Genomic DNA, 22,657 nt, shown 5'->3' with positions numbered 1-22,657 from the left:
TCGGCGATTTCGAGGGCATGGATGATGTCCTCGATCCGCTCTTGCGTGTCTCGTGTCCGGTCTTGGGCAATCAAAGGGCATAGCACTCGACTAGCGATAGCTAGCTTTCTCCCTAAGGGCATATGAAGCTCCTAACGTGGGGGAGCTTCCATAAAACCACCATTTGCGTTGATCGCAAGGCTCCGGCCCCGAATCTTGAGCGCCTAGAGTGGTTGATGGCGTTGCCTAATCATTGTCACCGCGATTCCCCGGGCGCTACGACGCCTTCGATGGCTTCCTCACGCGACTTGCTGGCGTCGTGGAGTGCGCGCTTTTGGCAAGAGCGACCGCTTTTCGTTCACGTGCAGCTGCATTGACCGCCCTCCGCTTCGCTCTGAGTTGCGCTTGCCTGAGAGACTGCGCTGCCTCTCCAGGCTGATAGACCGGCAGACCTTCGGGAACGGGGAGAAGCGCTACCGCGTCTGCGCGCGATTGGAGCGTGGGCACATCAACATAGGTTCCGAGCTCGCCGGGCATATGCGCCTTGTGCCCCGTAATGGCAGCGGCAATAGAGCTAAGCACACCCGCATAGAGAAGCCGGGTGCTCGCAGTATGTCTGAACGAGTGGAAGCCCATGCCTGGCTGCATCATGCCCAAGCCAACAAGATAGGCGCGGAACTGATCTCCGAGGGCATCCCCGTAGCCTGCCTTCTTGTGCCAAGGCAAGTGAGGAAACAGGCGCTCATGGCCAGCCTCCATGACATCACGGGCATATGTGAGGATCCCAGCATCCAAGAGGCGGGGATGTAGTGGGATGAAGCGCAGCGAGTTGGCGTTCTTCAGCTTCTGGTCGCGATGGACGGCGCGGATGTGGATCCCCCAGATGCCGTTCACTTCTGCAACATCTTCCGCATAAAGCTGACCAACTTCGTTGACCCGCGCCCCGGTGCCTGCCGCTAGCAGCACGCCCCAGTAGCGATCAGGCCGTCCTTTGGCCCAAGGCAGGAAGTTCTCAGGGTCAAAGATCTTGTTGATCTCTTCAATCGTGAACTGGCGGCGGGGCAGGGCAGCCACGGATTGTGCCGAGTTCTGCCGTTTGATTCCGTCCAAAGGCGAGCGCGCGATGATGCCGCTGGCCACTTGTGCGTTAAAGAAGCTGGCAAGCCGGTCTCGGTGCTTTCCGAGTGTCCGATCTGAGAGACCGGCAACAATGATGCCCTTATCTCTCTGCTGCCTGACCTTGGCCATGATCTGCGGCGCGGTCAGCTCTTTGTAGTCACTCTTCTTCCTGGCATTGCTCGGCCAGTGATGGAGTCCTGTCAGAAACGCTCTGACTTGGGCTTCCCCGACCTTCGACATCAGCAGATCAGGTCCTGCGACTTCTTGGAAGATGATGAGCGTGTTCTCACTATCTAGAAGATTGCCGGGTGAGGTCTTGGCATTCCTCAGGTCGGCCAGATACAGGGCGATGCGGTCGGATAGCGTGAAATCTGCGCTGGCGGGTTCATTGGGCAGTCCCACAACCGAGAGCCCAGGCAACGCCAAGCCTCTGATCGTTTCCAGAAGTGCTTGAGCATCTTCTCGCCCATTGACGTTCAGACCGGTGAGCTTAGTCCCATTCGGCAGCTGGATGTTTCCGGTCCACTGGTTGATGGAACCGCTGACGACTTTCAGCAGGTCTTCTCTATCCTTGTCATCCATGCGGCTACCTCTCCAGCGCTCGAATGCTTCGGAGAGTGCCACAGCCATGCGGGCCGCGACGAGGCGGGCAAGTTCAACAGCGGACGGGGGAAGGCGGCGGACCAAGAAGCGTGAGCCGATAGCCTCGCGCAGGTCTACAGGAACAAGAAAGCGGACATGAAGTCCGCTAGGTCGGCGTAGAAGATAGGGCTTGGGCAAGGGGCGATACCTCAAAAGATCCTTTTGGAAAGATCGTTTTTCGGTATCGCGCCCTGCCAAAACCCAACAGAATCAGCAAGATACAGCTGAACTGCTTACAGATGGTGGAGGTGGGCGGAATTGAACCGCCGTCCGAAGGCACTCCATCCCCAGCACTACATGCTTAGCTCACCGTTGGATCTCGTCCCCGAACAGCACGGTGCGCAAAGCGCATCCGGGAACCAGCCTGTTGTGTTCTAGTGCCGGACTGACAGGCAGCCGCCCAGCGCGATTCCATGATAGTGACTCTACACCGCGAGCATGGACACAAGCGGTTTCGAGGCTTAGGCCTTAAGCGGCCAGAGCGTAGTTGTCGTCGTTGGCAACTAGAGTTTTGCAGCTGGATTTACGAGGAAAGCTACCCCCTCGGCATGCGCCAGGCGACTTCACAACCCCCGTCGAAACCAATGCACCCCCGGTTTCTTCAAGTTCTGCAAGGTACAAGGCCTGTTTCGTGTCGCCACGGCCAGTGCCTGCCCAACGCTGCCAATGCTACGCCAAAACAGCTGAACAGTCACCGTGGCAATCCACAACATGTTGTAGAGCCAGCGGCATAGCGGATTGGTAACGTCATTGGCACGAATTTGCGACACACTGGCGGCGACCATCCGGGCCAGGACAGACACGGAGACTGTGGGTGACCGATGCAAGCCAACAACGCAGCCTGCGGCAACTGATCGGGCCGGTCGGTGCCGACTACCAGCGGCGCGCGCTGCCGCCCGGCTGGGTCTGGGCGGTGCTGGCCGTGTTGCTTGCGGCCACCGGGCTGACCGAACTGCCGGCCACCGCGGCCGCGGCACTGGTTGCCAGCGCGGTGGTGGTGCACTGGTCGCAGCGCGGTCGCATCCATTGGCTGGGCTGGCGCCTGCCGGGCCTGGCGGTGTTGGCGGCCCTGCTGTGGGGGCCGGAAGTGCTGTCGCAGTGGTTCGAGCACGGGCTGGCCGTGGTCCTGATGTCGCTGGCCAGCCTCAGCATCGGCGTGCATGTGTGGCAGTCGCGGCAGATGGCGCGGCAACTCCAGGGCGCGGCCGATTCGCTGGATGACGCCCAGTTGCTGGCCCTGCTGCCGGCCGACGCGGCCCAGCTGGCGCAGCGGTGGCGCGCCGGCGATGACCGGCATGCGCCGGAACTGGCGGTGGTGATGCATCTGGCCGTGATGCACGCCGCGCTGGCACCGCGCATGCGAGGGCAGGGCGTGCTGGCGGGGTGACCGGCGGGCAACTCCAGCGCCGACACGACTACGACCCCGACAACGTCTTGCGCAGGTAGATCCGCTCGTGACCGGGTGGGCAATCGGGCAGTCGCCCATAGACGGTGTAGCCCTGCCGCAGATAGAAAGCTTCGGCCTGCCAGTCGAAGGTATCCAGCATCACGTTGCGGGCGCCAAGCTGGCGCGCGGCGGCTTCTGCTTCCGCCAGCAGGCGCTGGCCGATGCCTTGCCCGCGCAGTTCCGGATCCACCCACAGCACATGTACCTGCAGCCAGCCGGCACAGACGTCGGCCAGCACACCACCGCGCAGCGCGCCGTACTCGTCATGCCAGGCCAGGCGGACAGGGGTCTCATCGAGTGAATCGCCGCCGTGGGCCTGGTTGAAGGCCAGCAGGCGCGCGCACAACGTGCGCGTTTCATCGGCGCTGGCAGTCACCAGGGCGCCGATGGGGGCGGTCATGCGTCGCGGTTGCCGCGACGCATCACGCGCTGCTTCTCGATCGCCCAGTCGCGGTCCTTGGCGGCATCGCGCTTGTCGTGGGTCTGCTTGCCCTTGGCCAGCGCGATCTCGAGCTTGATCTTGTTCTTGCTCCAGTACATCGCGGTGGGCACGATCGTGTAGCCATCGCGCTCGACCTTGCCGACCAGCTTGTCGATCTCGCTACGGTGCAGCAGCAGCTTGCGCTCGCGGCGATCTTCGGCCACCACGTGGGTCGAGGCCTGGATCAACGGGGTGATCTGTGCGCCGATCAGGTAGATCTCGCCGCGCTTCACGTAGGCGTAGGCGTCGATGATGTTGCCGCGGCCAGCGCGGATCGACTTCACCTCCCAGCCCTGCAGGGCCAGGCCGGCCTCGAACCGTTCTTCGATGTGGTATTCGTGGCGGGCACGCTTGTTCAACGCGATGGTTTTGTTGGCCGTCGCGCTCTTTGCTTTATCCTTGCCGCTGTTCTTGCTCATTTCCGTATTGTCTCCGATTCGGGCCCGCCCGGTCGATTGCCGAAACGTCCTGTATTCATGCCAACTATCCGCCGCAGCGCCCTGGTCGAACATTCGGCCGCGCGCATGTTCGACCTGGTCAACGATGTCCAGGCCTATCCGAGCCGTTTCCGCTGGTGCTCGGCTGCCCAGATCCTGGAGCAGGGCGAGGACCGCCTGGTGGCGCGCCTTGACCTGGGCCTGGGTTCGTTCAGCACCTGGTTCCAGACGGAAAACACCCTGCGGCGCCCGTACAGCATCGATATGCAGCTGCGCGATGGCCCGTTCAAGCAGCTGCACGGCCGTTGGGAGTTCCATGCGCTGGCCGAGGACGCCTGCAAGGTCACTCTCACCCTGGAGTTCGAACCCAGCTCGCGCCTGCTTGGTCCTGCGTTGGCGCTGGGCTTCCAGAGCCTGGCCGACCGCATGGTCAACGACTTCATCCGCGTCGCCGACGAGGCCTGAGCGATGATCGAGGTCGAGGTGGTACTGGCCTGGCCACAGCGGGTGCTGTCGCGCCGACTGAAACTGGAGGAGGGTGCCACCGTGGCCGACGCCATTGCCGCTGCGGCGCTGGAAGGCAGTGCCGATTGTCCGGCCACTGCCGTGCACGGCGTCCTGGCGCGTCCGCAGCAGCTGCTGCTGGATGGCGATCGCATCGAACTGCTGCGCCCGCTGCTGGCCGATCCAAAGGACAACCGCCGGCGTCGCGCGCTCGGCGGTTGATCCAGGCAACCCGTCGTTGCGGACGGGCAGGGGGCTCAGCGGCCCTTCTTCTTCTTGTCCTTCGGCAGGTTGCGGCCGAACTGGCGCACGGTCTGCTGGGCCAGGGCCTTGTCGTTGCCCGGGAAGTAGTCGCCTTCCCAGCGGGTCACGGTGTCATTCTCGAAGAAGACCACGAAGTTCTTCACTTCGGTGCGGCCCAGGCGGTTCACGCGCTGGCTGGACGTGTAGTCCCAGCGTTGGGCGTGGAACGGGTCGGGAATGGACGGGGTGCCCAGCAGCGCGCTGACCTGCTGCTTGCTCTGCCCGACCTGCAGCTTGGCCACGGCATCTTCCCGGATCAGGTTGCCCTGATAGATGGGTTGCTTGTAGATGATGCCGCACCCGGTGGTGGACAGGGCGACGGCGGCGACCAACAGGAGATTGCGCATCGGGACTGGCGGTTGGGGAAATCAAACCGATGATACACTCCCGGCGTGCCACCGCGACCCAATCCGAGGCAGCTGGCGCTAAATCGCCAATGAACGGAGACCTATGGAAACCCACGACCTGCGTAAAGTCGGCCTGAAGGTGACCCATCCGCGGATGCGGATCCTGGCGCTGCTCGAACAGCGCAATGCCCAGCACCACCAGCACCACATGACCGCCGAGGACATCTACCGCCAGCTGCTCGAGCATGGCGACGAGATCGGCCTGGCGACGGTCTACCGGGTGCTGACCCAGTTCGAGGCCGCCGGCCTCGTGCTCAAGCACAATTTCGAGGGCGGCCAGGCCGTTTACGAGCTGGACCGTGGTGGCCACCACGACCATATGGTCGACGTGGACAGCGGCAAGATCATCGAATTCGAAAGCCATGAGATCGAGGAGCTGCAGCGCAAGATCGCGGCCGATCACGGCTATGAGCTGGAAGAACACTCGCTGGTGCTGTACGTGCGCAAGAAGCGCAAGTAAGCCGTTCCGGCCAGCCGCCAGCGACGAAACCCCGGGCCTGCCCGGGGTTTTTCGTTGATGGGGTCAGAGCCCTTTCCCTTCAGGAGAGGGGGCCGACCCCGGGCGCTCCGCGGCGTCGGACCCCTTGCAACCCAGCAGGACCTCAAGGTCCACCGCCTCGGCCATCGCCCGGTTGCCGGCATCCCCCGGGTGGAGGTGGTCGCCGGAGTCGTAGGGGGCGGCCATCCGCGACGGGTCGGCCGGGTCGCGCAGCGCCGCGTCCAGGTCGATCACCGCGTCGAACGGGCTGTCCGAGCGCAGCCAGGCGTTGAGCTGCTGGCGCAGGGCATCCTTGTCCGGATGGTAGTAATCGTCCAGTGGCGTGCCGGGCAGGGCGCCGGCAAACGGCGGCAACGTGGCGCCGACGATACGCACGCCCCGGTGGCGCGCACGTTCGGCCAGGGTGCGATAGCCCGCCTGCAGTTCGGCCAGCGTCGGTCGGGCCTGGCCCCGGGCGAACGCGGTGCCGGGCCAGCTGATGTCGTTGATGCCGATCAGCACGATGACGCTGGCTACCCCGGGTTGATCCAGTGCATCGCGCTGGAAGCGGGCCAGGGCGGACTCACCCATGCCGTCGCTCAGCAGCCGATTGCCGGAAATGCCCGCATTGACCACCGCCACCCCGCGCGGGGCCAGCCGCGCGGCCAGGTGGTCGGTCCAGCGCTGGTCCTGGTCGAGGCTGGCCGTGGCGCCATCGGTGATCGAGTCGCCGATCACCACCACGCTGCGCGCGCTGGCGTTGGCCTCGACCTCGATACCGGCCAGGAGCAGGCGCGCGGTGGTGCTGCTGGCAGCGCGCAGCATCTGGGCCCGGCTCTGGTCGCCAGCGGCGATCCAGCTGGTCTGGCGACCGTCCCAATGGAACGTCTGGACCGCTGCTGGCCCCGGCACGAAGACACTGACCTGCAGTGCCTGGCGGTCGTCGGTGGCAAGCGCCAGCGGGTCGCTCAGCCGTTCCTGGCCGGGGCCGATCAGCACGCCGGGTTGGCCATCGAAGCTGAGTGGCCGAGGGGCGCCGTCCATGCGTGCGGAGACGCTGGCGGCGCCGATCCGCAGCGGCTGCGTACCGTAGGCATTGCTCAGGCGCACCCGCAACCGTGCACCGCCCAGGCTGATGCGCGCGGTCTGGCGGAACGTCTGGTCGTGCAGCGTGGTCGGGACCAGCGTCGGGAACAGGAAATCCGCGCGCCAGACCGGTTGCGGGCTGGCCTGCCAGCTGGCGACCCAGTGCGCAGTGGGCGAGGCGCCGGCCGCGCCGGACAGGGCGAGCAGGACGGTGGCAGTGAGCTGGCGCAAACGGGTCATCGGTCGGTCCGGAGGAAAGGGACGGCCATGGTGATTCCGGGTTCACCTGTGAACTAGACTGCGCATGGACAATCATCTGTGAACTGGATTCATCGCCATGGCGCGACCCGACATCAACCGATCCGGCGAACTGGAAGTGTTCGTGCGGGTGATCGAGACCGGTGGCTTTTCTGCCGCCGCCCGCAGCCTGGACATGACGCCCTCGGCGGTAAGCAAGCTGGTGGCACGGCTGGAGCAGCGGCTCGGCACGCGCCTGCTGCAGCGCTCCACCCGCCAGCTGCAGCTGACCCCGGAAGGCTGCGCGTTCTACGAGCGTGGCCTGCGCGTGCTGGCTGACCTCGAGGAAGCCGAGCGCTGCGCCAGCGCCCATGCCGAGCCGCGCGGGCGGCTGCGGGTCAACTCCAACGTGCCGTTCGGCCAGCATTTCCTGTTGCCGCTGCTGCCGGCGTTCCTGGCGCGCAACCCGCAGGTGGGGGTGGACCTGACTCTCAATGATGAAGTGATCGACCTGCTGGAGCAGCGCACCGACGTGGCGGTAAGGGCCGGTCCGCTGAAAAGCTCCAGCCTGGTCGCGCGTCGGCTGGGCGCGACGCGGATGATGATCGTGGCCGCGCCGGCGTACCTGCAGCGGCATGGGATGCCGCGCAACGCCGAGGAACTGCAGTCCCACAACCGGCTGGACATCGGTCATGCGCGCGCGATGCAGGGCTGGCCGCTGCTGCAGGACGGGCGCGAGCGGATGGTGCTGCCCAGTGGCAATGCCCGTGCCAGCAACGGCGACGCGCTGCGCCAGCTGGTGCTGGGCGGGCTGGGCATGGCCCGCCTGGCCGCGTTCCAGGTGCAGGACAACATCGCCGCCGGGCGCCTGCTGCCGGTGCTGGAAGAGGCCAATCCGGGTGACCTGGAAGAGGTGCACGCGGTGTTCCTGGGGCAGGGGGGCTACCTGCCGCTGCGGGTGCGCGCCTTCCTCGATTTTCTGGTGGAAAACGTCGACCTGACACAGCCACGGGGGTAATGCCGGCCGCTGGCCGGCAACCTCCCGATCTTCGCCCCTCGCATCGGTTGCCGGCCAGCGGCCGGCACTACCGCGCGGAAGCCTGGCCTATGCCCGGCTCGGGCGGCGTTACACCTGCAGCAGCTTGCGTGCGGCGGCGCGCGCTTCCTTGCTCACTTCCACGCCACCCAGCATGCGCGCCAGTTCTTCCTCGCGGGCCTTGCTGTCCAGCTTTTCCACTGCGCTCTGGGTCATGCCCTCCACCGGTGCCTTGCTGACCCGGTAGTGGGCGTGGCCCTTGGAGGCGACCTGCGGCAGGTGGGTCACGCACAGGACCTGGCGCTTCTCGCCAAGGGCGCGCAGCTTCTGGCCGACGATGTCCGCCACCGCGCCACCGATGCCGGAGTCCACTTCGTCGAACACCATCGTCGGCACCGCGTCCAGGTCGAGCGCGGCCACTTCGATGGCCAGCGAGATGCGCGACAGTTCGCCACCGGAGGCCACCTTGCGCAGGGCTCGGGGCGGCTGGCCGGCGTTGGCCGCCACCAGGAATTCCACGCGCTCGGCGCCCTGCGGATCGGGCTTGCCGGCATCCTGCGGCTCCAGTTCGATCAGGAACTGGCCGCCGCCCATGCCCAGCTCGGCGATGATGCCGGTGGTGGTGGCCGACAGCTCGGCGGCGGCACTGCGGCGGCTGGCCGTCAGCCGTTCGGCCTGCGCGCGCCAGGCGGCGGCGGCCTTGTCGATCTCGCCGGCCAGGCGCTGCAGGCGCTCGTCGGCGCCGCGCAGCTGCTCCACTTCGGCATGCATGCGCTCGCGCTGCGCGCCCAGCTCGTCCATCGGCACGCGGTGCTTGCGGGCCAGGTCGTGCAGGCGGCCAAGGCGGCGCTCGTTCTCCTCGAACTGCTCCGGGTCGGCGTCGAGATCGTCACGCACGCGGTCCAGCAGCGAGAGGGCCTCGTGCAACTGGATCGAGGCGTTCTCGATCAGGCCGTCCACCTCGCCCAGCCGCGGGTCGTGTTCGATCAGGCGCGACAGCTCGTGGCGCACCTGCTGCAGCAGGTCCAGGGCGGAACTGCCGTCATCGCCGTTGAGCTGGTTGCTGGCGGCCTGGCAGGCGCTCAGCAGGGCGCTGGCATGCGCCTGGCGGCGGTGGCTGGCGCCCAGCGCGGCAATCGATTCCGGTTCCAGGTCCTCGCGGTCGAGTTCGCGCAGCTGGTGCTCGAGGAAGCCGATCCGGTCACTGACGTCGCCCTGTTGTGACAGCGCCAGCGATTCATCGACCAGTGCCTGCCAGGCGGCGGCGGCGCGGCGCACCTGGCGGCGTTCTTCCTCGTTGCCGGCGTAGGCGTCGAGCAGGGCCAGCTGCGACGGGCGTGCCAGCAGGGCCTGCTGTTCATGCTGGCCGTGGATTTCCACCAGCCGCGAGGCCAGGTCGGCCAGCTGTGCCAGGGTCACCGGGCGGCCGTTGATCCAGGCCCGCGAGCCACCGTCTGCGCGGATCACGCGGCGCAGCTGGCATTGGTCCTCGTCGTCCAGCTCGTTGTCGGCCAGCCACTGGCGCGCGGCCTGCAGCTGGTCCAGCACGAACTCGGCCGACAGCTCGGCGCGTGCGGCGCCGTGGCGGACCACGCCGCTGTCGGCGCGCAGGCCGGACAGGAAGCCCAGCGCGTCGACCATCAGCGACTTGCCGGCGCCGGTCTCGCCTGAAACCACGGTCATGCCTGGCCCGAACTCCAGTTCGGTGGCGCGGACGACGGCAAAATCCTTGATCGAAAGATGTCTGAGCATGGGTAAGGGGGTATCAGCAGCCGCGCAACGCTAGCACGCGGGCGCGGGAGGTCCAATGACTTGCCAAGGTGATGCGCCGCCATTATCTAGTGTCCGTGTCTCACAGGTTGATTCCATGCACGGTTCTCCCGACCAGCTTGCCCCGCGTGCGCGCCATCTGCTGCGCACGCTGATCGCGCGTTACATCCAGGACGGTGAGCCGGTCGGCTCGCAGACGCTGGCGCGCGTGGCCGGCCTGGAGGTCAGCCCGGCGACCATCCGCAACATCCTCGGCGACCTGGAAGACCTGGGCCTGCTGGCTTCGCCGCACACGTCGGCCGGGCGCGTCCCGACCGCGCATGGCTACCGGGTGTTCGTCGACAGCCTGCTGCAGATGCAGCCGCCGGGCGAGGGCGAACTGGCCCGCCTGCGCCAGGAACTGGCCGGTGGCGGCAGTACCCAGGCCCTGCTCGGCAGCGCTTCGGAACTGTTGTCGGCGATGAGCCACTTCGTCGGCGTGGTCAGCGCGCCGCGGCGGGAGCAGTTCGCCTTCCGCCAGATCGATTTCGTGCCGCTGGACGGACGGCGGGTGCTGGCGATCCTGGTGTTCGCCGACAACGAGGTACAGAACCGGGTCATCGAGACCCGCCAGGAGTTTGCGCCGGGCCAGCTGGAACAGGTCGCCAACTACCTCAATGCGCATTTCGCCGGCCTGCCGATGGCCGAGATCCGCACCCGCCTGCTGCTGGAGCTGCACGACGCCCGTTCCGAACTGGAGCAGCTGCTGGCGCACAGCATCGAACTGGCCGAGCAGGCCCTGCAGCCGGCGGCTGACGACATGCTGGTGGCCGGGCAGACCCGGCTGATGGGGGTGCAGGACCTGTCCGACCTGGAGCGCCTGCGTGAACTGTTCGAGCTGTTCTCCAGCAAGCGCGAGATCCTGCAGTTGCTGGAACGGACCATCCAGGCCCCGGGCGTGCGCATCTTCATCGGCGAGGAGACCGGGATGATGCCGCTCCAAGGCGTCTCGCTGGTGACCGCCCCCTATACCGCCAACGGCCAGGTGCTGGGCGTGCTGGGGGTGATCGGTCCCAAGCGGATGGCCTACGACCGCGTGATCCCGCTGGTCCAGGCCACGGCCGATGTGCTCGGCGCGGCCTTTTCACCGGCCGGGCGCACGCCGGGAACATCCGACGCTTGAAACGCAGCATCCCGCCCACACTAGGGTGGTTGGAGGCGGAGTTTGACCGCCAGGGACCCAGACATGAACCACGAACAGCCAGATATCGAATCCCAGCAGAGTGCCGCCGATGCGGCCGCCACCGCCGGCGTCAACGACGAAGTCGAGCGCCTGCGCGCCGAAATCGAACAGGTCAAGGCCGATGCCCTGCGTGAGCGCGCCGACCTGGAGAACCAGCGCAAGCGCGTTGCCCGTGACATCGAACAGGCCCGCAAGTTCGCCAACGAGAAGCTGCTGGGCGATCTGCTCCCCGTGTTCGACAGCCTGGATGCCGGCCTGAAGGCCGCCGGCGACGACCCGCACCCTCTGCGCGAAGGCCTGGAGCTGACCTACAAGCAGCTGCTCAAGGTCGCTGCCGACAACGGCCTGGTCCTGCTGGACCCGATCGGCCAGCCGTTCAACCCGGAACACCACCAGGCGATCAGCCAGGCCCCGACCCCGGGTGCCGCCCCGAGCAGCGTGGTGACCGTGTTCCAGAAGGGCTACCTGCTCAACGAGCGCCTGCTGCGGCCGGCGCTGGTGGTGGTGGCCGCCGAGTGATCCCGCGGGGCCGGGCGGCGGACAGAGACCGCCACCCGACCCGACGCTGAACGCGCCGGATGACCGGAAACACAGCGTTCGGAGGATGGCTTGAATGTTCCACGAGCCTCCCCCACATCGTATTCATCCACCGGCCGAACGGCCGGACTGACCCCAACTAGCATCCTCAGGAGTCTCCCCCATGGGCAAGATCATTGGTATCGACCTCGGCACCACCAACTCGTGCGTGGCGATCATGGACGGCGGCAAGGCCCGCGTCATCGAGAATTCGGAAGGCGATCGCACCACCCCGTCGATCGTCGCCTACACCAAGGACGGCGAAGTCCTGGTCGGTGCCTCGGCCAAGCGCCAGGCCGTGACCAACCCGAAGAACACCTTCTACGCGGTGAAGCGCCTGATCGGCCGCAAGTTCACCGACGGCGAGGTGCAGAAGGACATCGCCCACGTCCCGTACAGCATCCTGGCCCATGACAACGGCGATGCCTGGGTGGCCACCAGCGACGGCAAGAAGATGGCGCCGCAGGAAATCTCGGCCAAGGTGCTGGAAAAGATGAAGAAGACCGCCGAGGACTTCCTCGGTGAGAAGGTCACCGAAGCGGTCATCACCGTGCCGGCCTACTTCAACGACAGCCAGCGCCAGGCCACCAAGGACGCCGGCCGCATCGCCGGCCTGGACGTCAAGCGCATCATCAACGAGCCGACCGCGGCCGCGCTGGCCTATGGCCTGGACAAGGGCGACAACAAGGATCGCAAGATCGTGGTGTACGACCTGGGCGGCGGCACCTTCGACGTGTCGGTGATCGAGATCGCCAACGTCGACGGCGAGAAGCAGTTCGAAGTGCTGGCCACCAACGGCGACACCTTCCTGGGTGGCGAAGACTTCGACAACCGCGTCATCGAGTACCTGGTTGAAGAGTTCAACAAGGACCAGGGCATCGACCTGCGCAAGGATCCGCTGGCCCTGCAGCGCCTGAAGGACGCTGCCGAGCGCGCCAAGATCGAGCTGTCCAGCGCCCAGCAGACCGAAGTGAACCTGCCGTACGTCACCGCTGACGCCTCGGGTCCGAAGCACCTGAACATCAAGCTGACCCGCGCCAAGCTGGAAGCACTGGTGGACGACCTGATCAAGAAGTCGATCGAGCCGTGCCGCGTCGCCCTGAACGATGCCGGCCTGCGTTCGAGCGACATCAGCGAGGTGATCCTGGTCGGCGGCCAGACCCGCATGCCGAAGGTGCAGCAGGCGGTGACCGAGTTCTTCGGCAAGGAACCGCGCAAGGACGTCAACCCGGACGAAGCCGTGGCACTGGGTGCGGCGATCCAGGGCGGCGTGCTGGGCGGCGACGTCAAGGACGTGCTGCTGCTGGACGTGACCCCGCTGTCGCTGGGCATCGAGACCATGGGCGGCGTGTTCACCAAGATCATCGAGAAGAACACCACCATCCCGACCAAGGCCTCGCAGGTGTTCTCCACCGCCGAGGACAACCAGTCGGCCGTGACCGTGCACGTGCTGCAGGGTGAGCGCGAACAGGCCCGCTTCAACAAGTCGCTGGCCAAGTTCGACCTGTCCGGCATCGAGCCGGCTCCGCGCGGCCTGCCGCAGGTGGAAGTGTCCTTCGACATCGACGCCAACGGCATCCTGCACGTGTCGGCCAAGGACAAGAAGACCAACAAGGAACAGAAGGTCGAGATCAAGGCCGGTTCGGGCCTGTCCGAGGAAGAGATCGCGCGCATGGTCGCCGACGCGGAAGCCAACCGCGAGGAAGACAAGAAGTTCCAGGAACTGGTGCAGGCCCGCAACCAGGCCGACGCCCTGATCCACGGCACCCGCAGCGCCATCACCGAGCACGGCAGCAAGGTCGGCGGCGATGTCATCGGCAAGGTCGAGGCGGCCCTGGCCGACCTGGAGACCGCGATGAAGGGTGACGACAAGGCGCAGATCGAAGCCAAGTCGAAGGCGCTGGAAGAAGCCGGCCAGTCGCTGTTCGCTGCGGCTTCGGCCGACCAGGGCGGTGCCCCGGGTGCCGATGCCGGCAATGCCGGCAAGGGCAACGATGACGTGGTCGACGCCGAGTTCACCGAAGTCAAGGACGACAAGAAGTCCTGATCCGGACCGACGCGGGACGCTGCCAGCCAGCGTCCCGTTGTCGCATCAGGGTCCTGACCGCCCACCGGCGTGTCGGGGCGCCCGACGCAAGAGCGGACCTGGTTCCGCTCTTCCGCTTTGACGAATCCCGACGTTCCGGAACCCGATTCACGATATGAGCAAGCGCGATTACTACGAAGTGCTGGGCGTTGCCCGCACCGCCACCGACGAAGAGCTGAAGAAGGCCTACCGTCGCTGCGCGATGAAGTTCCATCCGGACCGCAACCCGGGTGATGCGGCGGCCGAGGCCTCCTTCAAGGAGTGCAAGGAAGCCTACGAAGTGCTGTCCGACGGCAACAAGCGCCGCATGTACGACAGCCACGGCCACGCCGCGTTCGAGCACGGCATGGGCGGCGGCGGTCCGGGTGGCCCGGACATGAACGATATCTTCGGCGATATCTTCGGCAACATCTTCGGCGGTGGCGGCGGTGGTCCGCGCCAGGCCCGTCGCGGTGCCGACATTGGCTACGTGATGGAACTGGACCTGGAAGAAGCCGTGCGCGGCGTCGAGCGCCGGATCGAGATTCCGACCCTGGCCGAGTGCGGCGACTGCGATGGCAGTGGCTCCGAGGACGGCAAGGTCGAGACCTGCAACGTGTGCCATGGCCGCGGCCAGGTGCGCATCCAGCGCGGCATCTTCGCCATGCAGCAGGCCTGCCACAACTGCGGCGGCCGTGGCCAGATCATCGCCAAGCCCTGCAAGACCTGCCATGGCAACGGCCGCGTCGAGGAAGACAAGGTGCTGTCGGTGAAGGTGCCGGCCGGCGTCGATACCGGCGACCGCATCCGCCTGCAGGGCGAAGGCGAAGCCGGCCCGGCAGGAACGCCGCCGGGTGACCTGTACGTGGAAGTGCGGGTGCGCGAGCATGCGATCTTCCAGCGCGATGGCGACGACCTGCACTGCGAAGTGCCGATCCGCATCTCGCAGGCGGCACTGGGCGACACCGTGCGCGTGGCTACCCTCGGCGGCGAAGCGGAGATCCGCATCCCGGCCGAGACCCAGACCGGCAAGCTGTTCCGCCTGCGCGGCAAGGGCGTGCGTTCGGTGCGCAGCCGCAGCGAAGGTGACCTGTACTGCCGCGTGGTGGTGGAGACCCCGGTCAACCTCACCAACGAACAGCGCAAGCTGCTGGAGCAGTTCGAAGCCACCTTCGTCGGCGAGGAAGCACGCAAGCATTCGCCGAAGTCGGCGACGTTCATGGATGGCGTGAAGGGCTTCTGGGACCGGATGACGTCCTGAGTTTTTCAACGGAAGCGTTGGGCGGTAGCGCCGGGCCATGCCCGGCGTTTTCGTTTGCGATCATCGGAAAAATGCCGCAGGCGTCTGCCCCAGCTGGCGCTTGAACATGCTGCTGAACGCGCTGGGGCTGTCGTAACCCATCGCCAGCGCCACATCGATGACCTTGTCGCCCACCGCCAATCGTTCCAGGGCAGCCAGCAGCCGCGCCTGCTGCCGCCACTGCCCGAAGGTCATGCCCAGCTCGCTGGCGAAGTGGCGCTGGATGGTTTTCACGTCAACCTCCAGCGCCTGCGCCCAGTCCTGCAGCGTGGCTTCATCGCCGGGGTGCTTCTGCAGGTGTTGGCAGATCCGCAGCAGGCGCGGGTCGCTCGGCGCAGGCAGGTGCAGCGGCAGCACGTCCATGCGGTGCAGTTCGTCCAGCAGCAGGCGCACCACGCGGCCATCGCGGCTGTCCTCGATGTGCTCGCCCTTGACCAGCGTGGCGGCCTGCAGCAGCTCGCGCAGCAAGGGCGACACCTGCACCGCGAACGGCTCGGTCGGCAGGTGCGGGGCGAACGACGGGTCGATGTACAGGCTGCGCATGTGCACGGCGGCGATGCAGTCCACCGCGTGCACCATCCCGGCCGGCATCCAGATCGCGCGGTTCGAGGGCACCACCCAGCGGCCGACTTCCGATCGCACCACCATCAGGCCGGAGAGGGCGTAGACCAGCTGGTGGCGCTGGTGCTTGTGCCCGGGAATGTGGGTGCCCACCGGGTACTGGGTGACCCGATAGGTGACCGGACGGTGCAGGGGAACCTCCCGCCAGGGCGCGGCCGGATCGACGTCGCCGGCGATGTCCTTTTTGCGATAGGGCATGACCTGAACGCGGCAGAAGGGAGGGGAGGGCAACCGTAGCATGCGGGGCTCGCCCCCAACCTGACTGCGTCCATGTCGACCCTGGCTTCTCCCGCAACGACCTCGCGCCCGGTAGCTCCCGGCGTGCTGGCCGCCATCTCCACCTCGCATGTCGTCAACGACATGATGCAGTCGCTGATCCTGGCCATCTATCCGGTGATCAAGGGCGGCTTCAACCTCAGCTTCACCCAGATCGGCCTGATCACGCTGACCTATCAGCTCACCGCTTCGATCTTCCAGCCGTTGATCGGCATGGCCACTGATCGCCGCCCGGCACCGTACTCGCTGCCGATCGGCATGGCCTCGACCCTGTGCGGCATGCTGCTGCTCGGTTTCGCACCGAACTACGCGGTGGTGCTGATGGCCGCGGCCATGGTCGGCATCGGCTCGGCGATCTTCCACCCGGAGGCCTCGCGCATCGCCCGGCTGGCCTCGGGTGGCCGGCACGGTTTCGCGCAGTCGGTGTTCCAGGTGGGTGGCAACTTCGGTACCGCACTGGGCCCGCTGATTGCGGCCGCAGTGATCGTGCCGTATGGCCAGCATGCCGCATCGTGGTTTGCCGGCGCCGCGCTGATCGGCATCGCGCTGCTGACCTATGTCGGCCGCTGGTACGCGCTGCACCTGGGCACCCCGCGCCCGGCCAGCACCGCCTCGATGGCCCCGCGCCATCCGCCGCGCACCGTGGCCAAGGTGCTGGCGATCCTGCTGGTGCTGATCTTCAGCAAGTACTTCTACATGGCCAGCATCGGCAGCTACTTCACCTTCTACCTGATCCACCACTTCGGCATTCCGGTGGCACAGGCGCAGCTGCACCTGTTCGCGTTCCTGGTGGCGTCTGCGGCCGGCGGCTTCCTGGGTGGCCCGCTGGGTGATCGCATCGGCCGCAAGCCGATCATCTGGACCTCGATCCTGGGCGTGGCGCCATTTGCGCTGATGCTGCCGCATGCCGATCTGCTGTGGACCACGGTGCTGGCGGTACTGATCGGCTTCGTGTTGTCCTCGGCATTCTCGGCCATCGTGGTGTACGCGCAGGAAATGATGCCGCACCGTGTCGGCATGGTGTCCGGCCTGTTCTTCGGCTTTGCGTTCGGCATGGGCGGGCTGGGCGCGGCCGTGCTCGGCCTGCTGGCGGACAAGACCAACATCGAGTACGTCTATCAGCTGACCGCGTTCCTGCCGCTGCTGGGCATCGTCGCGGCGTGGCTGCCGCCGTCGCGGCCTGCTGCTCACTGAGGAGTTTGGGTTTTGCAGGGCTTGCAGCCCTGCACCTGCCGAAGCAACGTCAACGTCAACAGCAGAAGCTGGCTATCCGTGGGTTGGCGGGGTGGGTGCGGTTACGGGGGACGCCGTAAATACGTCCATGTAGGCTCGGTCGCCGCATCCATGCGGCTCACGCCCCCGCAACCGGACCCACCCCGCCTTCGACAGTTTTCCGCGATCTGTCGGAACAGCTCGTGGGGTCAGATCCGTTTTCCGAAGAAAAACGGATCTGACCCCGATTTATTTCGGTATCCCACAGATGTGCCGACCAACGGTCGGCACCCAGCAACAGTCGCGCGAATCTGTCAGAGGCGGGGCGGTGTGGGTGGGCAGGACCGTTGGTGCCATGGATGGCGCCATCGAGCCCCCATGGATGGGTTTACGGCGTGTCCTGACCACCCACACCGCCCCGCCATCCCACGGAATGCGGCTCCTGATCTTGCTTCGGCTTCGCCTTCGGCAGGTGCAGGGCTGCAAGCCCTGCCGAAAACCCCCTTGGGCGTAGAATGCGGCCATGAGCGAATCCCTTGATAACCATCTGGTCCACGGCCGCCGCCAGCGGCCGGATGGGCCGTCGCCGATCGATGTCATCTCGGTCCAGTCGCAACTTGTCTACGGCCATGCCGGCAACAGCGCGGCTGTACCGCCGATGCGCGCACTCGGCGTGCGTGTGGCGGAAATCCCGACCGTGCTGCTGAGCAATGCCCCGTTCTACGACACTACGCGGGGCCGCGTGCTGCCCGTCGACTGGTTCGCCGACCTGCTCCTCGGTACCCACGAGCGTGGCCTGCCGCAGCGCGCCAAGATGCTGGTGTCCGGCTATTTCGGCAGTACCGCCAACGGCGCGACATTCGCCGACTGGCTGGACCGGATCCTGCCGGCCTGCCCGCAGCTGCGCTACTGCCTGGATCCGGTGATCGGCGACACCCACACCGGGCCCTATGTGGAACCGGGCCTGGAAGCGGTCTTCGCCGAACGCCTGCTGCCGCATGCCTGGCTGGTGACCCCGAACGCCTTCGAACTGAATCGCCTGACCGGCATGCCGGCGCTGGCCGAGACCGATGCCATCGCCGCCGCGCGCACGCTGCTGGATCGTGGCCCGCACTGGGTGATCGCGCACAGCGTGGGCGGCAACCCGGGTGAACTGGTGACCCTGGCCGTTGGCCGCGAGGAGACCTGGCGCTGGACCTCGCCACTGCTGCCGGTGGACGTGGCCGGTACGGGGGATGTGCTGATGTCGCTGGTGGTGTCCTTCCTGCTGCGCGGCGAATCGATGCAGCTGGCGATCTCGCGGGCGATCGCCGGCACCCACGCGGCGCTGGAGGCGACCCTGGACAACGGCTTCGAGGAATTCGACGTGGTCGCCGCCGCGCCGGCGGCGCTGGCCGAAGGAACGCGCTTCCGCGCCGAACGCGTGGCATGAGCGGCCTGGATCCCCGCACGCCGCGCACGGTCGGCATCATCGGCAGCGCTGGCGCCTACGGGCGCTGGCTGACCCGCTTCTTCCAGCAGCACATGCAGCTGCAGGTGATCGGCCATGATCCCGCGGACCCGGGCTCGCACACGCCGGAACACCTGCTGGCGCAGGCCGATGTGCTGGTGTTCTCGGCACCGATCCGGCACACGCCGGCATTGATCGCCGAGTACGTGCGGCAGTCGGCCGGCCGCGAGCAGGGCAGGCTGTGGCTGGACGTGACCTCGGTGAAGGAAGCACCGGTACAGGCGATGCTGGACTCGCAGGCCGAAGTGGTCGGCCTGCATCCGATGACCGCGCCGCCGAAAGCACCGACGCTGAAGGGCCGGGTGATGGTGGTCTGCGAAGCCCGGCTTCAGCATTGGCAGCCCTGGGTCGACACGCTGTGCGCGGCGCTGCAGGCCGAGTGCGTGCGGGCCACGCCGCAGCACCACGACCAGATGATGGCGCTGGTGCAGGCGATGGTGCATGCCACCCATCTGGCCCAGGCCGGCGTGCTGCGGCAGTACCAGCCGCAGCTGGGCGACCTGGCCGCGATGATGCCGTACCGGTCGGCGTCGTTCGAACTGGATACCGCGATCATCGCGCGCATCCTGTCGCTCAATCCGGCGATCTACGAAGACATCCAGTTCGGCAATCCCTACGTGGCGCCGATGCTGGAACGGCTGGTCGGCCAGCTGCAGGCGCTGCGGGCGCAGGTTGCGCAGGGCGATGACAGCGCGCGGGCTGGATTCCGCGAGCAGCTGCTGTCGGCCAATCGCAGTGCCTTCGGCGAGCAGGCGCTGGCTGACGGCAACTACACCTTCGAACGCGTGGGGTATCTGCTGGCTGACCTGACCGAGCGCAACGCGCTGTCGGTGCACCTGCCGGAAGACCGGCCCGGCTCGCTGCGTGCGCTGCTGAACGTGTTCGAGCAGCATGGCGTCAGCCTGGCGTCGATCCATTCCTCGCGCACGCCCGGTGGCGAGGTGCACTTCCGCCTCGGGTTCGTGGCCGGCAGCGATCCGGGGGCGATCACCCGCGCGGCCGCCGAGGTGGACGCCAGCGGCATCGGGCGCGTGTTGGGCTGACCACATTCATCCACAGGCGGTGTGGATGGATGCTGAGCAAACATGTGGATAACCGCGTGCGGCCCTTGGCGGGCAAGGCTGTCAAGATGGTTGGTCAAAAATTGATCACGCTTTTTGCAGGGTCGAGTCATGCTCGACTGCCCTTGGCAAAAAGCGTGTCGACCAGGGGCGACACCTAGCCAGAGAGGGGCGATAGAGCCAGTGCCCACCAAGGTGGGCACCCACCAGGCGGGGTGGCAGTGCTAGATCGTCAGCCTCAGCTCACCACCGCTGGTGGTGAACTCGCGGCCATTTCGCACCAGATGACGGCCATCATCCAGTTCATAGCGCGGCGTGGCTTCGGAATGGTGCCCGCTGCCATTCGCCTCGGGCTTGAACTCGATGATGATGTGGCTTTCGCCATTGCTGTCGACGGCAGGGAACTGACGGAACGACATCGTGGACCTCCTTCAGCGGATGCTGCTGATGCGAGGCCAGCTTGGTCCGGCCGATGTTAGCCGGCCGTCATCAATCGATGAACTGCAGGCGTGCCAGTTCAGCGTACAGTCCGCCTTGGGCCAGCAGCTGCGAATGGGTGCCTTCGGCCACGATGCGGCCCTGGTCCATCACCACGATGCGGTCGGCCTTCAACACGGTGGCCAGGCGATGGGCGATGACCAGCGTGGTGCGGCCAGCCATCAGGCGCTCCAGTGCCTGTTGCACGCCATGCTCGCTCTGCGCATCCAGTGCACTGGTGGCCTCGTCCAGCAACAGGATCGGCGCATCCTTCAGCAGCGCGCGGGCAATTGCCACGCGTTGCTGCTGGCCGCCGGACAGGCGGGCACCGCGCTCACCCAGTTCACTGTCGTAGCCCTGCGGCAATGCGCGCAGGAAACCATCGGCCTCGGCCGCACGTGCGGCCGCCTCGACCTCGGCGTCGCTGGCCTGCAGGCGGCCGTATCGGATGTTGTCGCGTGCGCTGGCCGCGAACAGCGTCGGCTGCTGCGGCACCAGCGCCAGCTGCGCGCGCAGTTCGGCCGGGTCGACCTGGCGCACGTCGATGCCATCCACGCAGATGCGGCCGCTGGCCGGGTCGTGGAAGCGCAGCAGCATCGACAGCACCGTGCTCTTGCCGGCGCCCGACGGGCCGACCAGGGCCACGGTCTCACCCGGGCGGACATGCAGGTTGAAGTGGTCCAGCGCGGCCTGGTCCGGGCGCTGCGGATAGTGGAACACCACCTCGTCGAAGCGGATTTCACCCCGGAGCGGTTGCGGCAGCGCAAGCGGCTGCGCCGGCGCACGGATCTCGATGTCTTCCTGCAGCAGTTCGCCGATGCGGCCCATGCCACCGGCCGCACGCTGCAGCTCGTTCCACACTTCAGCCAGGGCGCCGACCGAGCCGCCGCCGATCAGCGCGTACAGCACGAACTGGCCCAGCGTACCGGCGCTGAGGCGCCCGTCGATGACATCGTGCGCGCCCAGCCACAGCACGCCGACGATGGCGCCAAACACCAGCAGGATGGCGCTGGCGGTGACCAGCGACTGCGCACCGATGCGGCGGCGCGCGGCACCGATGGCATCGCCCAGCGCCTTGTCGAAGCGGCCGCGCTCGTAGGGCTCGCGTGCGTGCGCCTGCACCGTGCGGACCGCGCCCAGCGTCTCGCTGGCCAGGCTGTTGGCATCGGCGATGCGGTCCTGGCTGCTGCGCGCAACCGCGCGCAGCTTGCGCGCGCCGATGATGATCGGCAGCACCGCCAGCGGGATGCCGAGAAGTGACCACGCGGCCAGCCGCGGGCTGGTGACGAACAGCATCGCCAGGCTGCCGACCACGGTCACGCTGCTGCGCAGGGCCACCGACATGGTCGAGCCGACCACGCTGCGCAGCAGCTCGCTGTCGGCGGTCAGGCGCGAGACCAGCTCGCCGCTGCGGCTGCGGTCATGGAAGCCTGCGCCGAGCTGGATCAGGTGTGCGTACAGGCGGCTGCGCAGGTCGGCGACGACCTTTTCGCCCAGCAGCGATACGAAGTAGAACCGCGCGGCCGTTGCCAGTGCCAGCACGACCGCCACCAGCATCAGCAGGGCGAAGGCACGGTTGATCTGGCCCCCGCTGCTGAAGCCATGGTCGATCATCTGCTTCACGGCGGGGGGCAGGCTCAGCGTGGCCGCCGACGACACCGCCAGGGCCAGCAGCCAGGCAGTGAACAGTCCACTGTGGCGGCGCACGAACGGCCACAGCGTCCGCAGGCTGCCAAGGCGGCGCAGCGGCGGGGGCGAGGCGGCGGCGTCGTCCTTGTCAGTCATCCTGGTGGTCGTCCTGTATGCGGATACGGTCACGGGTGGCGTCGCGCAGTCGGATTTTCAATGCGTCGACCTGATCTGCCGGCAATTCAATCCGCAGGCACACGCCATTGGCATCGAACCGTTCATCGCGCTTTTCGGCGCCGAAGGCGGGCAGGGTGGCATGCAGGGTCCCCAGCTCCTCGAACCCGGCCAGCAGCTGCAGCCGGGCCATCGCCACCAGCGGCAGGCGCGGCGCGATGCGCAGGCACTCCGCAGCGGCGCCGCCGTAGGCGCGCACCAGTCCGCCGGCGCCGAGCTTGATACCGCCGAACCAGCGCGTCACCACCACCATCACCCGGTCAAAGCCCTGGCCGTCAATCGCGGCCAGGATCGGACGCCCGGCCGTACCGGCGGGCTCACCATCATCACTGGAGCGGTAGTCCTGGCCGTGGCGGTAGGCCCAGCAGTTGTGGGTCGCATCGGCGACCGCCACCTGCTGCAGGAACGCCAGTGCCGCCGCAGCACCGTCGATCGGCGCGGCGTGTGCAATGAAACGGCTGTGTTTGACTTCCAGCGTGTGGCTGACCGGCTGGGCAAGGGTATCGAGCATTCCCGCCATTCTACGGGGTTGCCGCAGGTGCCCGCCC

General features: G+C 66.9%; 22 protein-coding genes and 1 other RNA gene. 12 read left to right on the top strand and 11 right to left on the bottom strand.

All coding sequences use genetic code 11. From position 1 onward, the window contains the following. Nucleotides 1–255: 255 nt before the first annotated feature. Entirely contained in the window at nucleotides 256–1,680 is a 1,425-nt protein-coding gene (locus BLS66_RS13470; protein WP_208596523.1) for a site-specific integrase, read from the bottom strand. 300 nt (nucleotides 1,681–1,980) lie between these two features. After that, nucleotides 1,981–2,334: a transfer-messenger RNA gene (ssrA, locus tag BLS66_RS13465) on the bottom strand. Between the two features lie 220 nt (nucleotides 2,335–2,554). Between ssrA and BLS66_RS13460 the strand changes: the two genes are divergently transcribed. Further along, nucleotides 2,555–3,127, top strand: coding sequence for a hypothetical protein (locus BLS66_RS13460; RefSeq protein ID WP_049470310.1), 573 nt, complete (start codon nucleotides 2,555–2,557; stop codon nucleotides 3,125–3,127). 28 nt (nucleotides 3,128–3,155) lie between these two features. On the opposite strand, the gene BLS66_RS13455 is transcribed toward BLS66_RS13460, so the two are convergent. Further along, complete coding sequence (locus BLS66_RS13455; RefSeq protein WP_074726071.1) at nucleotides 3,156–3,587, bottom strand: GNAT family N-acetyltransferase; 432 nt, start codon at nucleotides 3,585–3,587, stop codon at nucleotides 3,156–3,158. Next, nucleotides 3,584–4,087, bottom strand: a complete 504-nt coding sequence (gene smpB / locus BLS66_RS13450) for an SsrA-binding protein SmpB (RefSeq protein ID WP_049470305.1) — start codon at nucleotides 4,085–4,087, stop codon at nucleotides 3,584–3,586. The genes BLS66_RS13455 and smpB overlap by 4 nt, the downstream gene beginning before the upstream one ends. Nucleotides 4,088–4,144: 57 nt before the next feature. Between smpB and BLS66_RS13445 the strand changes: the two genes are divergently transcribed. Beyond that, on the top strand, nucleotides 4,145–4,570 hold the full coding sequence (locus tag BLS66_RS13445) for a type II toxin-antitoxin system RatA family toxin (protein ID WP_053463290.1): 426 nt from the start codon (nucleotides 4,145–4,147) through the stop codon (nucleotides 4,568–4,570). Nucleotides 4,571–4,573: 3 nt separating this feature from the next. Then, on the top strand, nucleotides 4,574–4,831 hold the full coding sequence (locus BLS66_RS13440) for an RnfH family protein (protein WP_064238225.1): 258 nt from the start codon (nucleotides 4,574–4,576) through the stop codon (nucleotides 4,829–4,831). 35 nt (nucleotides 4,832–4,866) lie between these two features. On the opposite strand, the gene BLS66_RS13435 is transcribed toward BLS66_RS13440, so the two are convergent. After that, nucleotides 4,867–5,259 (bottom strand): outer membrane protein assembly factor BamE, encoded by a 393-nt coding sequence (locus BLS66_RS13435; protein ID WP_049470299.1) that lies wholly within the window; start codon nucleotides 5,257–5,259, stop codon nucleotides 4,867–4,869. A gap of 103 nt (nucleotides 5,260–5,362) precedes the next feature. On the opposite strand from BLS66_RS13435, the gene fur reads away from it, so the two are divergent. After that, nucleotides 5,363–5,779, top strand: a complete 417-nt coding sequence (gene fur / locus BLS66_RS13430) for a ferric iron uptake transcriptional regulator (protein ID WP_014646807.1) — start codon at nucleotides 5,363–5,365, stop codon at nucleotides 5,777–5,779. A 63-nt stretch (nucleotides 5,780–5,842) separates the two neighbouring features. Here fur and BLS66_RS13425 read toward each other — a convergent pair whose 3' ends face one another. Further along, nucleotides 5,843–7,123, bottom strand: a complete 1,281-nt coding sequence (locus BLS66_RS13425; RefSeq protein ID WP_074726070.1) for an SGNH/GDSL hydrolase family protein — start codon at nucleotides 7,121–7,123, stop codon at nucleotides 5,843–5,845. Nucleotides 7,124–7,220: 97 nt separating this feature from the next. Here BLS66_RS13425 and BLS66_RS13420 point away from each other — a divergent pair, with 97 nt between their 5' ends. Then, entirely contained in the window at nucleotides 7,221–8,138 is a 918-nt protein-coding gene (locus BLS66_RS13420) for a LysR family transcriptional regulator (RefSeq protein ID WP_074726069.1), read from the top strand. Between the two features lie 108 nt (nucleotides 8,139–8,246). Here the strand turns inward: BLS66_RS13420 and recN are convergent, their stop codons facing one another. Beyond that, a complete protein-coding gene (gene recN / locus BLS66_RS13415; RefSeq protein WP_074726068.1) occupies nucleotides 8,247–9,908 on the bottom strand; it encodes a DNA repair protein RecN in 1,662 nt (553 codons plus the stop codon). A 115-nt stretch (nucleotides 9,909–10,023) separates the two neighbouring features. Between recN and hrcA the strand changes: the two genes are divergently transcribed. The 4 genes from hrcA to dnaJ all read left to right on the top strand — a co-directional run bounded on the left by hrcA (nucleotide 10,024) and on the right by dnaJ (nucleotide 15,050). After that, nucleotides 10,024–11,088: a heat-inducible transcriptional repressor HrcA gene (gene hrcA, locus BLS66_RS13410; protein WP_053463285.1), complete on the top strand. Its 1,065-nt coding sequence runs from the start codon at nucleotides 10,024–10,026 to the stop codon at nucleotides 11,086–11,088. 63 nt (nucleotides 11,089–11,151) lie between these two features. Then, nucleotides 11,152–11,667 carry a nucleotide exchange factor GrpE gene (gene grpE, locus BLS66_RS13405; RefSeq protein ID WP_074726067.1) on the top strand — a complete coding sequence of 172 codons (516 nt, stop codon included), beginning with the start codon at nucleotides 11,152–11,154 and terminating at the stop codon, nucleotides 11,665–11,667. A 181-nt stretch (nucleotides 11,668–11,848) separates the two neighbouring features. Continuing rightward, nucleotides 11,849–13,771, top strand: a complete 1,923-nt coding sequence (gene dnaK / locus BLS66_RS13400) for a molecular chaperone DnaK (RefSeq protein ID WP_049470287.1) — start codon at nucleotides 11,849–11,851, stop codon at nucleotides 13,769–13,771. A gap of 154 nt (nucleotides 13,772–13,925) precedes the next feature. Next, nucleotides 13,926–15,050 carry a molecular chaperone DnaJ gene (gene dnaJ / locus BLS66_RS13395; protein WP_049470284.1) on the top strand — a complete coding sequence of 375 codons (1,125 nt, stop codon included), beginning with the start codon at nucleotides 13,926–13,928 and terminating at the stop codon, nucleotides 15,048–15,050. Nucleotides 15,051–15,110: 60 nt separating this feature from the next. Here the strand turns inward: dnaJ and BLS66_RS13390 are convergent, their stop codons facing one another. Continuing rightward, on the bottom strand, nucleotides 15,111–15,908 hold the full coding sequence (locus BLS66_RS13390; RefSeq protein WP_074726066.1) for an AraC family transcriptional regulator: 798 nt from the start codon (nucleotides 15,906–15,908) through the stop codon (nucleotides 15,111–15,113). 72 nt (nucleotides 15,909–15,980) lie between these two features. Here BLS66_RS13390 and BLS66_RS13385 point away from each other — a divergent pair, with 72 nt between their 5' ends. The 3 genes from BLS66_RS13385 (at nucleotide 15,981) to BLS66_RS13375 (ending at nucleotide 19,751) form a co-directional block, all read left to right on the top strand. Next, complete coding sequence (locus BLS66_RS13385; protein ID WP_074726065.1) at nucleotides 15,981–17,180, top strand: MFS transporter; 1,200 nt, start codon at nucleotides 15,981–15,983, stop codon at nucleotides 17,178–17,180. Between the two features lie 541 nt (nucleotides 17,181–17,721). Further along, nucleotides 17,722–18,630, top strand: coding sequence for a pyridoxal kinase (gene pdxY, locus BLS66_RS13380; RefSeq protein ID WP_074726064.1), 909 nt, complete (start codon nucleotides 17,722–17,724; stop codon nucleotides 18,628–18,630). After that, nucleotides 18,627–19,751 (top strand): prephenate dehydrogenase, encoded by a 1,125-nt coding sequence (locus tag BLS66_RS13375; RefSeq protein WP_074726063.1) that lies wholly within the window; start codon nucleotides 18,627–18,629, stop codon nucleotides 19,749–19,751. The genes pdxY and BLS66_RS13375 overlap by 4 nt, the downstream gene beginning before the upstream one ends. Before the next feature lie 242 nt (nucleotides 19,752–19,993). Here the strand turns inward: BLS66_RS13375 and BLS66_RS13370 are convergent, their stop codons facing one another. From BLS66_RS13370 to BLS66_RS13360, 3 genes are all read right to left on the bottom strand, one after another. Further along, the gene (locus BLS66_RS13370) at nucleotides 19,994–20,188 is read right to left on the bottom strand and encodes a hypothetical protein (RefSeq protein ID WP_049466425.1); all 195 of its coding nucleotides are present in this window, start codon (nucleotides 20,186–20,188) and stop codon (nucleotides 19,994–19,996) included. Nucleotides 20,189–20,258: 70 nt separating this feature from the next. After that, nucleotides 20,259–22,031 carry an ABC transporter transmembrane domain-containing protein gene (locus BLS66_RS13365; RefSeq protein ID WP_057493793.1) on the bottom strand — a complete coding sequence of 591 codons (1,773 nt, stop codon included), beginning with the start codon at nucleotides 22,029–22,031 and terminating at the stop codon, nucleotides 20,259–20,261. Beyond that, nucleotides 22,024–22,620 (bottom strand): IMPACT family protein, encoded by a 597-nt coding sequence (locus BLS66_RS13360; protein WP_057493792.1) that lies wholly within the window; start codon nucleotides 22,618–22,620, stop codon nucleotides 22,024–22,026. Before BLS66_RS13360 ends, BLS66_RS13365 begins: the two co-directional genes overlap by 8 nt. Nucleotides 22,621–22,657 lie beyond the last annotated feature (37 nt).

It is taken from the genome of Stenotrophomonas pavanii, from assembly GCF_900101175.1.
Taxonomy (GTDB): Bacteria; Pseudomonadota; Gammaproteobacteria; order Xanthomonadales; family Xanthomonadaceae; genus Stenotrophomonas; species Stenotrophomonas pavanii.
The sequence above is the reverse complement of the archived record's forward strand: the minus strand, read 5'-3'. Positions and strand labels throughout refer to the sequence as shown.